Here is a 16,438-nt window from a genome sequence, read left to right on the forward strand (position 1 = left end):
CTCCCCGGCGTCCCCGGCGGCCTCCGGCCCCCGGCCGGTCCGGGAGCCGGCCACGCCCTCCGGACTCCAGGACGTGCTGCCGCTCTCCCCGCTCCAGCAGGGGCTGTACTTCCTCTCCTCGTACGACACCGGGTCCTCCGACGCGGTGGGCGGCTCCCGTGACACCGGCGCGGACCGGGCCGGCGGGACCGGAACCACCGGCGGCCCGGGTGACACCGGCGCGAACGGGGCCGCCGCCCCGGCCGGACCGGGCCCCGACGTCTACACCGTGCAGCTCGCCCTGGACCTCGAAGGCCCGCTGGACCGGGAGCGGCTGCGGCGCGCCGCGCTGGCCCTGCTGGACCGCCACCCCAACCTCAAGTCCGCCTTCCGCGCCCGGCGCAACGGCGAACCGGTGGCCCTGATCCCGCACCGCGCCGAACCGGCCTGGCGGCACACCGATCTGGCCGCCCTGGAGCCGGCCGGGCGCGCCGCCGAGGCGGACCGGCTCACCGCCGCCGACCGGGCCACCCGCTTCGACCTCGCCACCCCGCCGCTGATCCGGTTCACCACGCTCCGGCTGGGCCCGGACCACCACCGGCTGCTCCTCACCCACCACCATCTGCTGCTCGACGGCTGGTCCACCGCCCGGGTGGTCCAGGAGCTGTTCGCGCTCTACGCCGCCGACGGCGGGCCCGACGGTCTCCCGGCCGTGCGCCCCTACCGCGACTATCTGAGCTGGGCCGCCGCCCAGGACGCCGACGCGGGGGACCGCGCCTGGACACAGGCCCTGGCCGGGCTCGAAGGACCGACCCTGATCGCCCCGGCGCTCGCCCAGCAGCCGCCCGCCGAACCCGCCGAACTGGCCGTGGACGTGGACCCGGCCGTCGCCGCCGCGCTGGCCGCCGTGGCGGGCGAACTGGACGTGACCGTGCCGGTCGCCGTGCAGACCCTCTGGTCGCTGGTCGTCGGCCGGTTCACCGGGCGCGCCGATGTGGTCTCCGGCACCACCGTCTCCGGCCGCCCGGCCGAACTCACCGGCTCCGAGACCATGGTGGGCCTCTTCATCAACACCCTCCCGGTGCGGGTGCGGCTCGACCCGGCCGAGACCCTGGCCGAACTGGTGGTGCGCACCGCCCGGGAGCAGGTGCCACTGCTCACCCACCACCAGGTGGCGCTCTCCCGTATCCAGCGGGTGGCGGGCCCGGGCGGGCCGCTCTTCGACACCCTCTGCGTCTTCGAGAACTACCTCGTCCGGTCCGTGACGCCGGACGGGGCGGCGGCCGGATCCGAAAACGCCGATCGCGTACCCGAGTTCGCCGGACTGCGGGTGACCTCGGTCTCCGGCCGGGACGCCACCCACTACCCGCTCACCCTTGTCGCCGCTCCCGGCCCGGACGGCGGCCCGGCACTCCGGCTGCGCCATCGCCGGGACGCACTCAGCGACCGGGAGGCCGCCCGTATCGCCGCCCAACTCGGCTCCGCCGTAAGAGCCTTCGCCACCGACCCGCACCGCCGGCTGGCCGCCGTCGAACTGCTGCCGGCCGAGGAGCGCCACCGGGTGCTGACAGAGTTCAACTCCGACACCGTCCCCACCGTGCCCCGCACCCTGCCGGCCCTCTTCGAGGAGCGGGCCGCCGCCCACCCGGACCTCCCCGCCGTCACCGATGGGACGACCACCCTGACGTACGCGGAACTCAACACCCGGGCCAACGCCCTCGCCCACCACCTGATCACCCGGGGCATCGGCCCCGAGGACGTGGTCGGGGTGGCACTGCGCCGGGGCGCCGAGGTGTATGTCGCCCAGCTCGCCGTCGCCAAGGCCGGCGGGGTCTTCGCCCCGCTGGACCCGGACTACCCGGCGGCCCGCCTCGCCGCGCTGGTCACCGGCAGTGGGGCGGCGGCGATCCTCACCCGTACCGGCACCGACCCGGCCCCGTGGGCGTCCGGCGTACCGGTGCTCCGGACGGACGACCTGCCGGCCGGGCTGCCCGACCGCGATCCCACCGACCGGGACCGCCGCGCCCCGCTGCGGCTCGACAACGGCGCCTATCTCATCCACACCTCCGGCTCCACCGGCACCCCGAAGGGTGTGCTGGTCGCCCACCGGCCGCTGGCCGATCTGATCGCCTGGGCGCACGCCTGCTTCGCCACCGGACCGGGCGACCGGGTCACCCAGTTCGCCTCGCCCAGCTTCGACGTCACCTTCTGCGAGCTGGCCAACTCCCTCTTCAGCGGCGCCACTCTGGTGGTGGTGGACGAGGAGTGCCGCGCCGGGGAACCGCTCGCCCGCTTCCTCACCGAGGCGGGGATCACCCTGGCCGTCATCCCGCCGAGCGTGGTCGCCTCGCTGCCGCCGGACGCCCGGCTGCCGGAGGGCATGACCCTGATCGTCGGCACCGAGGCACTGCCGCCCGAGGTGGTGCGCGCCTGGGCCGGGCGGCACCGGCTGTTCAACGCGTACGGGCCCACCGAGGCGGTGGTCAACTCCGCCACCTGGCCGGTGCCCGCCGACTGGACCGGCGGCCCCGTCCCGATCGGCCCGCCCGATGTGAACAAGCGGGCCTACGTCCTGGACGCGGCACTGCGCCCGGTGGCGCCCGGGGTGCTGGGCGAGCTGTACCTCGCCGGCACCGGGCTGGCCCGGGGCTACCTCGGGCTGCCCCGCACCACCGCCGAGCGCTTCGTCGCGGACCCGTTCGGCCCGCCCGGCACCCGGATGTACCGCACCGGCGACCTGGCCCGCTGGACCGAGAGCGGTGAGCTGCTCTACGCGGGCCGCACCGACCACCAGCTGAAGATCCGGGGCTTCCGGGTGGAGCCGGGCGAGGTGGAGGCCCGGCTCACCGCCCACCCCGAGGTGGCCAGGGCCGTGGTCGGGGACCACGCCGACGACCGGGGCGTCCGGCGGCTGGTCGCCCATGTGGTGCCGGCGCCCGGCGCCGAACCCCGCGCAGCCGCCCTCGCGGAGTGGGTGGCCGGGACGCTGCCCGACCACATGGTGCCGGCCGCCTTCGTGATACTGGACGCGCTGCCGCTGACCCGCGCCAACAAGATCGACCGGGCGGCGCTGCCCGCCCCCGACCCCGCCACCACCACCGGCGGTGGTCACCTGGCCCCGCGCACCGACGCCGAGAAGGAACTCGCCGCCCTCTTCGGGGACATCCTGCGGGTGACCGGGGTCGGCGCCGAGGACAACTTCTTCACCCTCGGCGGGGACAGCATCTCCGCCATCCAGCTGGTCGGCGCCGCCCGCCGCCGGGGGCTGCGGATCACCCCGCGCGAAATCTTCGAGCACCGCACGGTGGAGCGCCTCGCCCAGCGCGCCCGCCCGGCGGCGGACCGCCCCGCCCCGGCCGTCACCGCGACCCCGGCCGGCCCGGACCGCGCCCCGCTCACCCCGATCCTGCGCGCGCTGCTGGAGCGCGGCGGCCCCCTCACCGGCTACCACCAGTCCACCGTGCTGCACACCCCGGCCGGGCTGCGCGCCGGGCACCTCACCACCGGACTCGGCCTGCTGCTCCGCCACCACGACGCGCTGCGCGCCCGGCTCACCGGCACCGCCCTGGAGATCCCCGCCCCGGACGAGGTCCGCGCGGACACCCTGCTGACCACCGTGGACGGCCGGGAACTGGCCCCGGACCGGCTGCTGCCCGCGCTGCGCGAGCACGCCGGGGCCGCCGCCCGGGAGCTGGACCCCCGCCGGGGCGCCATGGTCCGGGCGGTGTGGCTGGACGCCGGACCCGACCGGACCGGGCTGCTCGCCCTGCTGGTCCACCACGCCGTGGTGGACGCGGTGTCCTGGCGCGTCCTCACCGAGGACCTGGCCGCCGCCTGTGACGCCGCCCGGGACGGCCGTACCGCCGAACTGCCCCCGGTGGAGACCTCGTTCGCCACCTGGGCGCGTGGTCTCGCGGTGGCCGCCCGGACGCCCTCGGCGGCCGCCGAGGCCGGCCACTGGCGCGCGGTGACCGAGGGCGCCGAGCCGCCGTTCCCGGCCCCCGACCCGGCCCGGGACACCCTCGGGACCGTACGCACCGTCTCGGTCACCCTGGACCCGGAGACCACCGGGCCGCTCATCGGCGAGCTGCCCCGGCGCTATCACGCGGGCCCGGACGACGTGCTGCTCACCGCGCTCGCCATGGCGCTGGCCGGGTGGCGCGGCGAGCCCGCGCCGCTGGTGGTGGACATCGAGGGCCACGGACGGGACGAGGAGGCGGTGCCCGGCGCCGAACTCTCGCGCACCGTCGGCTGGTTCACCAGCGTGCACCCGGTACGGCTCGACCTCACCGGCCATGACACCGGCAGCGCGGCCGAGGCGGGCGCCCTGCTCAAGCGGGTCAAGGAGCAGCTCCGCGCCACCCCCGGCCGGGGACTGGGCCACGGGCTGCTCCGCCATCTCGCCACAGATGCCCCGCCCGGCCCGGACATCCCGGCCGCCGCCCCGGACACCCCCACCGCTCCGGCCGTCGGCCCGTCCGGCGCGGTCGTCGGCTACAACTACCTGGGCCGGTTCGGTGCCGCGACCGCTCCCGGTGCGCCCGCCGGGCCCGCCCCCTGGTCGCCCGCGCTGAGCGGCTCGCTCGGCGGCGGCGCCGACGACGCCCTGCCGGTCGGCCACACCCTCCAGCTCAACGCCTCGGTGGTGGACGGCCCCCGGGGGCCCGAGCTGCACGCCGGGTTCAGCTGCGCCGGGCGGCTGCTCGACCCGGTGGAGACCGCCCGGATCGCGGACGGCTGGCTGGACGCCCTGCGCACCCTGCGCCGCCATCTGGACGAGGACCCGGACGCCGGCGGCCACACCCCCGCCGACTTCCCGCTGGTCGCCGTCGCCCAGCAGGAGATCGAGACCCTGGAGGAGGAAGGGCCGCTCACCGAGCTGCTGCCGCTCTCCCCGCTCCAGGAGGGGCTGTACTTCCTCGCCGCGTACGGCACCGAGGACGAGGGCCCGGACCCCTACACCACCCAGACCGTGCTGGAGCTGGCCGGGGAGCTGGCCCCGGAACGGCTCCGCCGGGCCGCCCGCGCCCTGCTGGACCGCCACCCCCACCTGCGGGCCGCCTTCCGCGACCGGCCGGGCGCCGCCCCGCTCCAAGTGGTGCCGGCCGGTGCCGAGGTGCCCCTGCGCGAGAACGATCTGCGGGCCGTACCGGAGAGCGAACAACAGGAACAGGCACGGGAATTGCTCGCCGCCGACCGTGCCCGGGGCTTCGACCTCGCCGTCCCGCCGCTGCTGCGGCTCACCGTGGTGCGGCTGGGGGAGCGGCGGCAGCTGCTCGCCGTCACCTCCCACCACATCCTGCTGGACGGCTGGTCGGGACCGCTGCTGGTCCGCGATCTGATGGCCCTCTACCAGGGCACGCCGGGCCCGGCCCCGCGGCCGTACCGCGACTATCTGCGCTGGCTGGCCGAGCGCGACCGGGAGGCCACCACCCGGCTCTGGTCGGAGGAACTGGCCGGGATCGACGGTCCCACCCGGCTGGTCCCGGCCGCACCGGCCGGGACCACCGGAGCCGCCGGCACCCCCGAGCGGCTGGAAGTCCCGCTGGACGACGCCCTGGTGGCGCGGGTCTTCGCGCTCGCCCGGCAGCGGGGCATCACCGTCTCCACGGTGCTGCGCACCGCCTGGGGACTGCTGCTGGGCCGGCTCACCGGACGCACCGACGTCACCTTCGGAGTCACCGTCTCCGGCCGGCCCGCCACCCTCGACGGCTCGCACGAGATGATCGGCCTCTTCATCAACACCCTGCCCGCCCGGCTGACCCTGCGCCCCGACGAGCCGCTGGGCGCGCTGCTCGACCGCACCGCCGCCCGCCAGGCCGAACTGCTCGACCATCAGTACGAGCCGCTGGCCGAACTCCAGCGGCTCTCCGGGCACCGGGAACTCTTCGACACCCTGGTCCTCTTCGAGAACTTCCCGGTGGACACCGAGGAGCTGCGCCGTACGGAGGAGCGCGCCGGGCTCCGGGTCACCGCCGCCCGGGGCTTCGAGGCCACCCACTACCCGCTGGTGCTGGTCGCCCTGCCCGGCCGGGACCGGCTCGCCCTCGCCCTGGACCACCGCCCCGACCTGCTCGACCGCGACCGGGCCCGCGCCATCGGGGACGGGCTCCGCGATCTGCTGGAGCGGATCTGCGCCGAGCCCGAGCGGACCACCGGGACCCTCGGGATGCTCGGGGACGACCAGTCCCGGCTGGACGGGCCGGCGGCCGACATCACCACCCTGGGCCTGGCCGGGCGCTTCCTCGCCCGCGCCGCCCTCACCCCCGACGCGCCCGCGCTGATCGTCTCACGGGAGGCCCCCGGGAGCGGGGCGCCGGAGGAGCGGGGCGAGCCGGGAGACCGGGGGAAGCCGGAGGGGCCCGGGGCGCCGGGAGCGCCCGGTGCACCCGGGGAGGACGTGTGGAGCTACGCCCGGCTGGCCGAGCGGGTCACCGCCCTGGCCGCCCGGCTCACCGCGTACGGCGCCGGTCCCGGACACCTGGTCGCCGTCCAACTGCCGCGCTCCGCCGATCTGGTGGCCACCCTGCTGGCCGTCGCCGCCACCGGGGCCGGGTACGTCCCGGTGGACCCGGGCTTCCCGGCCGAGCGGGTCGCCCATCTGCTCGCCGACACCGAACCGCTGCTGGTGGTCGACCCCGGGTCGCCGGTGCTGGCCGACACCCCCGAGCCTGAACCCGTGGCCGCGCCCGGAGCGGACGGCCCCGAGCCCGGAGCCGTACCCGAGGACCGGCAGGGTCCCGCCCGCCACTGGCCCGGAGCCGTGACCGCGCCCGGCGGCGACGGCCCGGACTCCGGAGCCGTACCCCAGGAACCGCGCCCGGCCCGGGGCTGGCCCGGGGAGCGGCCGCATCCCGACGGGACGGCGTACGTCATCCACACCTCGGGCTCCACCGGCAGGCCCAAGGGCGTCGTCATCGGCCACCGGGCGCTCGCCAACCTGCTGGACGCCATGGCCGCCACCCTCGCCACCGGGCCCGGCGACCGGCTGCTCGCCGTGACCACGGTCAGCTTCGACATCGCCGTCCTGGAGCTGTTCGTGCCGCTGGTCACCGGCGCCACCGTCGTCCTCGCCCGGCGCGAACAGGTGCTGGAGGCCGACGCGCTCGCCGGGCTCGCGGCGCGCACCGGGGCCACCCATATGCAGGCCACCCCCTCGCTCTGGCGCCATCTCGCGGAGGCGGCGCCCCAGTTGCTCCCCGGGCTCCGGGTGCTCAGCGGCGGCGAGCCGCTTCCCGCCGACCTGGCCGCCCGGCTCGCCGGCGCCGGCGCCGGCGCCGGCCTGCTCAACCTCTACGGGCCCACCGAGACCACCGTCTGGTCCACCGCCGCCCGGCCGGCCCCCGCCCCCGGCGACGACACCCCGCCGCACGTGGGCCGCGCCCTGCGCAACACCACCCTGCGGGTGCTCGACGGCTGGCTCCGCCCGGTGCCGCCCGGGGTGCCCGGGGAGCTGTACATCGGCGGGGCAGGAGTGGCGCGCGGCTACCACCGGCGCCCCGGGCTCACCGCCGCCCGGTTCGTGGCCGACCCCTTGGGCGAGCCCGGCGCCCGCCTCTACCGCACCGGCGACCTCGCCGTCCGGCTGCCCGACGACACCCTGCGGGTCCTGGGCCGCGCCGACCACCAGCTGAAGGTGCGCGGCCACCGGGTGGAGCCGAGCGAGATCGAGGCCGCGCTGCTGAGCCACCCGGGCATCACCGACGCGGTGGTGACCGGGCAGCCCGACCCCTCCGGGGCGCTCCGGCTGGTCGCCCATGTCACCGGCGACCCGGCCGGCGCGCGCGAGCACCTGGCCGCGCTGCTCCCGGAGTATCTGGTGCCGTCCGTGATCATGACCCTGCCCGCCCTGCCGCTGACCCCCAACGGCAAGGTGGACCGGGCCGCCCTGCCCGCCCCGGGCCAGGAGAGCGTCCCCGGCCGCACCCGGGCGCCCCGGGACGCCCGGGAGGCGGTGCTCGCGGAGCTGTTCGCGGATGTGCTGGGCCTCGAATTCGCGGGCCCCGACGACGACTTCTTCGCCCGGGGCGGCCACTCGCTGCTCGCCATGCGCCTCGCCAACCGGCTGCGCACCACCCTCGGCGTGGAGGTGGCGCTGCGGGACGTCTTCGACCACCCCACCCCCGCCGCGCTCGCCCGCGCCGTGCTGGCGCGCGGCAGCAGCCGGGCCCCGCTCGCCCCGGTGCCGCGCCGGGACGGCGAGCCGCTGCCGCTCTCGTACGCGCAGAGCCGCCTCTGGTTCCTGCACCGGCTGGACGGACCCAGCGCCACCTACAACCTCTTCCTGGTGCTGCGGATCGGTGGTGACCCGGACGTGCCGGCGCTGCGCGCGGCCGTGGGCGACCTGGTCGTCCGCCACGAGAGCCTGCGCACCGTCTACCCGGACACCGACGGCCTGCCCCGGCAGCACATCCTGGACGAGCCGGCCGCCCGGGCCGCCGCGGACCTCACCGTGACGGAGGTGCCCGAGGAGGATCTCGACGCCGCGCTGCACACCCTGGTCACCCACCCCATCGACATCATCACCGAGATCCCGCTGCGGGCCCGGCTGCTGCGCACCCCCACCGACCATGTCCTCGCGCTGACCCTCCATCACATCGCGGGCGACGAGTGGTCGATGCGCCCGCTGCTGGACGATCTGCGCGCCGCCTACGCCGCCCGGGTGACCGGACGCGACCCCGGCCGGCCCGCACTCCCGGTCCAGTACGCCGACTACGCCGCCTGGCAGCGCGAGGTGCTCGGCACCGAGAGCGACCCGGAGAGCGTCATCGCCCGGCAGGCCGCCTACTGGCGCACCGCCCTGGCCGGCAGTCCGGACGAACTGGCCCTGCCCTACGACCGGCCGCGCCCCGCCGAGGAGCACCACCGGGGCGCCACCGTCACCTTCACCGTGGACACCCGGCTGCACACCGCCCTGCGGACGCTCGCCGCCGAGACCGGGACCAGTGTGTTCATGGCCGCCCAGGCGGCACTCGCGGTGCTGCTCGCCGCCCATGGCGCCGGCACCGACATTCCCATCGGCACCCCGGTGGCCGGCCGCACCGACGAACAACTCGACGAACTCGTCGGCTTCTTCGTCAACACCCTGGTGCTGCGCACCGACTTGTCGGGCCGCCCGACCTTCCGGGAGCTGCTCGCCCGGGTACGCGACGCCGACCTGGCCGCCTTCGACCACGCCGACCTGCCGTTCGAGCAACTGGTGGACCTGCTGGCGCCGGAGCGCACCCTCGCCCGCAACCCGCTCTTCCAGGTCATGCTGGTCTTCCAGAACCTCACCGGTGACTCCCCTTCCCTCCCCGGGCTCGATGTCACCCCGGTGAGCGCCGACCCCGAGGTGGCCAAGCTGGACCTGCTCGTCACCCTCGCCGAACAGCCCGGCGGCGCCGGGATCAACGGCATGTTCACCTTCCAGACCAGCATCTTCGACACCACCACCGTGCGGGCGCTCGCGGACCGCTATGTCGCCCTGCTCACCGCCCTGGTGGCCCGCCCCGATCTGCCGCTGCACCGCGCCGGAGTGCTCGGCCCACCCGAGCGGGCCCGCGCCCTCACCGCCGGCACCGGGGAGCGCCGCGCCCTGCCCGCCGCACCGCTGCCCGCGCTGCTCGCCGCCCGGTGCGCCGCCCGGCCCGCCGTGCCCGCGCTGATCGACGGTGAACTGGTGCTCTCGTACGAGGAGTTCGACGCCCGGGTCGGCAGACTCGCCACCCTGCTGCGGCGGCACTCCACCGGCCCGGAGCGCCGGGTGGCCGTCGTCCTGCCCCGCTCGGCCGAGCTGGTGGTGGCCCTGCACGCGGTCCAGCGCGCCGGTGGCGCCTATGTCCCGGTGGATCCCGGCTACCCGGCCGGACGGGTCGCCCATATGCTCACCGACAGCGCCCCGGCCGCCGTGCTCACCACCACCGCCCTGGCCGCCGGGCTCCCGGTCCCCGCCGGGGTGCCGGTGCTGTGCCTGGACGATCCGGTGGTGGCGGCCGAACTCGCCGCCGCCCCGCCCGCCGGACCGCACCCCGGACTGCGCGGCGACCACGCCGCGTACGTCCTCTACACCTCCGGCTCCACCGGCCGCCCCAAGGCCGTGGTGGTCACCCACACCGCCCTGGTCAACCGGCTGACCTGGATGGCGGACCAGCTGCCGCCGGTCCCCGGCGAACGGGTGCTCCAGAAGACCCCGGCCGCCTTCGACGTGTCGGTCTGGGAGTTCTTCCTCCCCGCCCTCACCGGCACCACCCTGGTCGTGCTGGACGACGGGCACCACCGGGACCCGGCGCTGGTGGCCGCCGCCGTCACCGAACACCGCGTCACCACCCTGCACTTCGTCCCCTCCATGCTGGCCGCCTTCGCCGCCGAACCCGCCGCCGCCGGGTGCACCACCGTGCGCCGGGTGATCGCCAGCGGTGAGGCGCTCACCCCGGCGGTGGCGGAGGCCGCCCTGCACGCGCTGCCCGGCGCCGAGCTGCACAATCTGTACGGCCCCACCGAGGCCACCGTGGATGTCACCGCCTGGCGGGCCCAACCCGGCGCGGGCGGCAGCTCGGTGCCGATCGGCCGCCCGGTGTGGAACACCGGCGCCCTGGTGCTCGACCCCTGGCTCCGCCCGGTGCCCGACGGAGTGACCGGCGAGCTGTACCTCAGCGGCGTCCAGCTCGCCCGGGGCTATCTGGGACAGCCCGGCCGCACCGCCGAACGCTTTGTCGCACATCCGTTCGGGGAGCCCGGCGAACGGCTCTACCGCACCGGCGACCTGGTGCGCCGCCGCGCCGACGGGGCGCTGGTCTTCGCCGGCCGCGCCGACGGCCAGGTCAAACTGCGCGGACTGCGGGTGGAGCTGGGCGAGATCGAGGCCGTGCTCGCGGAGGACCCGGCCGTCGCGGGCTGCGCCGTACTGCTCCGCGAGGACCGGCCCGGCCGGCCGGTGCTGACCGGGTACGTCGTCCCGGCGGCCGGCGCGCCGGTGGACCCGGCCGCCCTCACCGCCCGGCTCGGGGAACGGCTGCCGGACCATATGCTGCCCACCGCCCTGGTCGCGCTGGACGCCCTGCCGCTGACCCCGAGCGGCAAGCTGGACCGGGGAGCGCTGCCCGCCCCCGATCTGGCGGCGGAGGCCGGTGCGGTGGCCCCGCGCGGCATCCGGGAGGCGGTGCTCACCGGCCTCTACGCCGAACTGCTCGGCATCCCGGCGGCCGGCGCCGAGGACAGCTTCTTCGCCCTCGGCGGCGACAGCATCCTCTCCATCCAGCTCGTCGCCCGCGCCCGCAAGGCCGGGCTGCTGCTCACCCCGCGCGATGTGTTCGAGCAGAAGACCCCGGCCGCGCTGGCCCGGATCGCCCTCCCGGCCGGTGCCTCCGCCGTCCCGGCGGTGCCCGCCACCGGACGGGTGCCGCTCACCCCGATCATGCGCTGGGCGCTGGACCATCACCCCGGCGACCCGGCCGCCGTCGACGGCCTCCACCAGTACCTGCACGTGATCACCCCGCCGGACGCCACCCGGGAGAGCCTCACCAGGGCGCTGGCCCTGCTGCTCGACCGCCATCCGGTGCTGCGGGCCCGGCTCACCGGCGGACCGGGCGGCCCGGCCCTGCACATCCCGGCCCCGGAGGAGACACCGGAGGAAGCCGCGGCGGACCTGCTGACCAGGATCGACGCGGCCGGCGCCGACGGCGACCGGCTGGCCGGACTGCTCGCCGGGGGCGGTGCCGAGGCCGTCGACGGACTCGACCCGGCCGGCGGCCGGCTGGTCCGGGCCGTCTGGTGCGACCGGGGGCCCGGCCGCACCGGCCGGCTGCTGCTGGTGATCCACCACCTCGCGGTGGACGGGGTCTCCTGGCGGATCCTCGCCGCCGACCTCGCCGCCGTGCACACCGCCGTCGCCGGGGGCACCGAGCCGCCGGCCGCCCCGGAGGCCACCTCCTTCCGGCAGTGGGCCCTCGGCCTGGCGGACGCCGCCGGGGACCCGGCCCGCCGCGCCGAGGCCCCGCGCTGGCGCGCCCGCACCGACCAGCCGGCCCCCGCCCTGGGCACCCGGCCGCTCGACCCGGCACGGGACACCCAGGAGACCGTCGCCCATCTGGAACGCACCCTGGACACCGGGCTCACCCGGGCCCTGCTCACCGAGGTGCCCGCCGGGGTGCACGGCTCGGTCCAGGACGTGCTGGTGGCCGCCGCCGCGCTCGCCTTCGCCCGCTGGCGGACGGAACGGGACGGACCGGCGGCGGTGCTCCCAGGCGCCGATGTGATCGCGGTCGAGCACCACGGCCGCGAGGAGGCGGTGGTGCCGGGCGCCCAGCTCTCCGGCACGGTCGGCTGGTTCACCAGCTGGCAGCCGGTGGTACTCGAAACCGGCACCGCCCCGGGAGCTTCGTCCGAGGACGCCGGGAAGCTGCCCGACGCCGGGACCGGAGCCGTACGCGATGCGGACGGTGCCCGGGCCGGAGTCGCGGCGGACCAGGGTGGCACCCGGGCCGGAGCCGTGGCGGACGCGGACGGTGCCCGGACCGGAGCCGTACAGGCCCCGGGTGGTGTCCGGCCGGACGCCGGCGCCGGAGCCGTACAACCGGAGGCCGGGACCGGAGCCGTACACCCGCCGGAGGGCGGGGCGGGGGATCCGGAGGCCGGGGCCGGCCGGGAGGCCGCCGTCTGGCCGCCGACCGGGGAGGCCGCGCGGGCGGCGCTGATCGCGGCCAAGGAGCAGCTGCGGGAGACCCCGGACGCGGGGATCGGCTTCGGACTGCTCCACCACTCCGCCGACCCGGTCGGCCCCGCCCGTACCCCGGAGACCGTCCTCAACTACCTGGGCCGCTTCACCGCGCCCGCCCGGCCGGACGGGGCCGAAGCCGCGGATCTTCCCTGGAGCCCGGCTCCCGAGGCGCTGCCCCCGCTGCGGCCCCGGCGCAATCCGCTGCCGGTGCTCTTCCCGCTGGAGATCATCGCCTCCACCGTCGACGGACCCGGGGGCCCGGTCCTCACCACCCGCTGGTCGTACGCCACCGGGGTCGTCGCCGCCGGGGACGCCGAGCGGCTGCTCGCCCTCTGGTGCGAGGCGCTGGCGGCGCTCGCCGGGGCGCCCACCGAACCGGTGCACACGCCCTCGGACTTCCCGCTGGTCCGGCTCGGCCAACCCGCCCTGGACCGGCTCCAGGAGCGGCTGCCCGGGCTCAGCGACATCTGGCCGCTCACCCCGCTCCAGGAGGGACTGCACGCCCTCACTCTGCTCGCCGGGGACGAACTCGACGTCTACACCATGCAGGTGCGGCTCCGGCTCACCGGCGCCCTCGACCCGGCCGCCCTCCGCTCGGCCGCCGCCGAACTGCTCGACCACAACCCCGAGTTGCGGGTGGCCTTCCTGGCGACCGCCGACGGCCGGCCGGTCCAGGTGGTGGTCGACGGGGTGGCCCCGGACTGGACCGAGGACGATCTGCGGCACCTTCCGCCCGAGGAGCGCGAGGCCGCGCTCGGCGCCGCCGCCGAGGCGGACCGGGTCCGGCCGTTCGACCTCGCCGCCCCGCCGCTGCTCCGGCTGCGGCTGCTCACCCTGGCCGACGGCGAGCACGCCCTGCTGCTCACCAACCACCACGCCATCCTGGACGGCTGGTCGGTGCCGGTGCTGGTCCAGGAGCTGTTCGGGCGGTACGCGGCCCGCTCCCGGGGCGCCGAACCGCCGCGGCCGCGCCGGCCGTTCCGGGACTACCTCGCCTGGTGGACCGCCCGGGACCCGGAGGCGGCCGGCCGGGCCTGGCGCGAAGCACTGGACGGGATCGGAGGACCGACCCTGCTCGCCCCCGCCGACCCCGGCCGCCGGCCGGCGCTCTCGCACCGCCTCCCGCACCGGCTCGACCCGGAACTCGCCGGGCGGGTGAGGGAACTGGCCCGGTCCGCCGATGTCACGGTGAACACCGTCGTCCAGCTCGCCTGGGCCCTGCTGCTCGGCCGGCACACCGGCCGCGAGGACGTGGTGTTCGGCGCCACCGTCTCCGGCCGGCCGCCCGAGCTGGACGGGGTGGAGACCATGACCGGCCTGTTCATCAACACCGTGCCGGTCCGGGTGGAGTTGCGCGGGGACCGCACCGTGCGCCAGACCCTGGCCCGGCTCCAGGACGCCCAGTCCCGGCTCGCCGCCCACCAGCACCTGGGGCTCGCGGAGATCCAGCGGATCGCGGGCGGCGGCGAACTCTTCGACACCCTGCTGGTGTTCGAGAACTACTTCGTGGACGCCGACGGTCTGCGCACCGCCGAGCGCTCCGGGGAGCTGGCCGTCACCGCCGCCGACCACACCGACGCCACCCACTACCCGCTGACCCTCGCCGTCGTCCCCGGCGGCCACCTCACCCTGGAGTACCACCCGGAGCTGTTCACCGCCGACCGGGCCGGCGCCCTGCTCGACCGGCTGGTCCAGCTGCTCGGTGAGCTGACCGCCCGGCCGGACGCCCGGCTCCGGGGCGTCCACGCCCTCGGCCCCACCGAACGCCACCGGGTGCTGCGCGACTGGAACCCGGCGGAGCGGCCGTACCCGGTCACCACCCTGCCGGAGCTGTACGCCGCCCAGTGCGCCCGGGACCCGGAGGCGCCCGCCGTCGTCCACGAGGGCACCACCCTCTCCTTCGGCGCCCTCCAGGACCGCGCCGCCCGGCTGGCCCGGGAGCTGATCGCGCGCGGCGCAGGACCTGAGGACCGGGTGGCGCTGATGCTGCCGCGCGGGACCGACATGATCGCGGCCCTGCTCGCCGTCCACCTGGCGGGCGCTGCCCATCTGCCGCTCGACCCCGACTACCCCGCCGAGCGGCTGGAGTTCATGCTCACCGACGCCGCCCCGGCGCTGCTGGTCACCACCGCCGCGCTCACCGGCCGGGCCCGGCACCCGGCCACCCTGGTGCTGGACGACCCGGCCGTGGTAACCGCCCTGGAACGGCACTCCGGGGAGCCGCCCACCGACCGGGACCGGAGGAGTCCGCTGCGCCCGGACCACCCGGCGTACGTCATCTACACCTCGGGCTCCACCGGCACCCCCAAGGGCGTGGTGGTCGCCCACCGCGGTGTGGTCAATCTCTTCCACAGCCACCGCCGGGCGCTCCACGAGCCGACCCGGCGGCGCACCGGACGGGACCGGCTGCGCGTCGGCCACGCCTGGTCGTTCTCGTTCGACGCCTCCTGGCAGCCCCAGTTGTGGCTCTACGACGGCCACTGCGTCCATGTGCTCTCCGAGGAGCTCCAGCGGGATCCCGAGGCGCTGCACCGGCGGCTGCGGGAGGAGCGGATCGACTTCATCGAGGTGGCCCCGTCGGTCCTCGCCGAGCTGGAGCGGGCCGGGCTCACCGAGGGCGGCCGCTGCCCGCTGCCGCTGCTCGGGGTGGGCGGCGAGGCGGTGCCGGACACCCAGTGGGCCCGGCTGGGACGGCTGGCCGGTACCGAGGTGGTCAACCTGTACGGGCCCACCGAGTGCACCGTGGACTCGCTGCTCGCCCGGGTGCGGGACAGCGACCACCAGCTGATCGGCCACCCGGTGGACAACGCCCGGGTCTATCTGCTGGACGCCGCGCTGCGGCCGGTGCCGCCCGGTGCCGCGGGCGAGCTGTACGTGGCGGGCGCCGGTCTGGCCCGGGGTTATCTGGGCCGTCCCGGGCTGACCGCCGAGCGGTTCTCCGCCGACCCGTTCGGCCCGCCCGGCACCCGGATGTACCGCACCGGGGACCTGGCCCGCTGGACCGATGACGGCGCCGTGGAGTTCCTGGGCCGGGTGGACGACCAGGTGAAGATCCGGGGCTTCCGGATCGAACTGGGCGAGATCGAGACGGCCGCCGCCGCGCACCCGGACGTGGCCCGGGCGGTGGTGGTGGCCCGCGAGGACGGTGGGGTGCGCCGGCTGGTCGGCTACGTGGTGCCCCGGCCGGGCGCCGCCCCGGACCCGGCGGAGCTCCGGGCCCACCTGGCCGGACGGCTCCCGGCCCATCTGGTGCCGGCCGCCTTCGTGGTGCTGGACGCCCTGCCGGTCACCGGAAACAACAAGCTGGACCGGGACCGGCTCCCGGCGCCCGACTTCGCCGCCGCCTCCACCGGCCGGGAGCCGGCCGGGGCCCGGGAGACGGCCGCCGCCGCGGCGATGGCGGCGGTGCTGGGGCTGCCCAGGATCGGCGCCGACGAGGACTTCTTCGCCTTCGGCGGGGACAGCGTCCTGGTCGTCCGGCTGGTCACCGCCCTCCGGGAGGCCGGCTGGCGGGTCGCGCCCCGGGACGTCTTCCGGCTCCGCACGGCCGCCGCGCTGGCGGACGTACTGGAGCGGAAGGAGGCGGCGGCCTGACGGGCGTCCCGGGGGCGGTGGCCGCCACCGCCCCCGGGGGGGCGCCCGGGCCCGCGCACGCCGGAGCCCGGGCCGCCCGCGCCGCCCGTCGGAACCCCGGGGCCGCGCGCGAAACGCCGGGAGGGGGCGGCGCCGGGTGCGCCGCCCCCTCCCGGTGGAGATCCCTCG

The 16,438-nt window shown here is 77.0% G+C and carries 1 protein-coding gene; it reads left to right on the plus strand.

Going from position 1 to position 16,438, the window contains the following annotated elements; translation table 11 throughout:
• The first annotated feature begins 73 nt into the window (after positions 1–73).
• On the plus strand, positions 74–16,270 hold the full coding sequence (locus NX801_RS03835; protein WP_428986060.1) for an amino acid adenylation domain-containing protein: 16,197 nt from the start codon (positions 74–76) through the stop codon (positions 16,268–16,270).
• Positions 16,271–16,438 lie beyond the last annotated feature (168 nt).

The organism is Streptomyces pyxinae, assembly GCF_024756275.1.
Taxonomy (GTDB): Bacteria; Actinomycetota; Actinomycetes; order Streptomycetales; family Streptomycetaceae; genus Streptomyces; species Streptomyces pyxinae.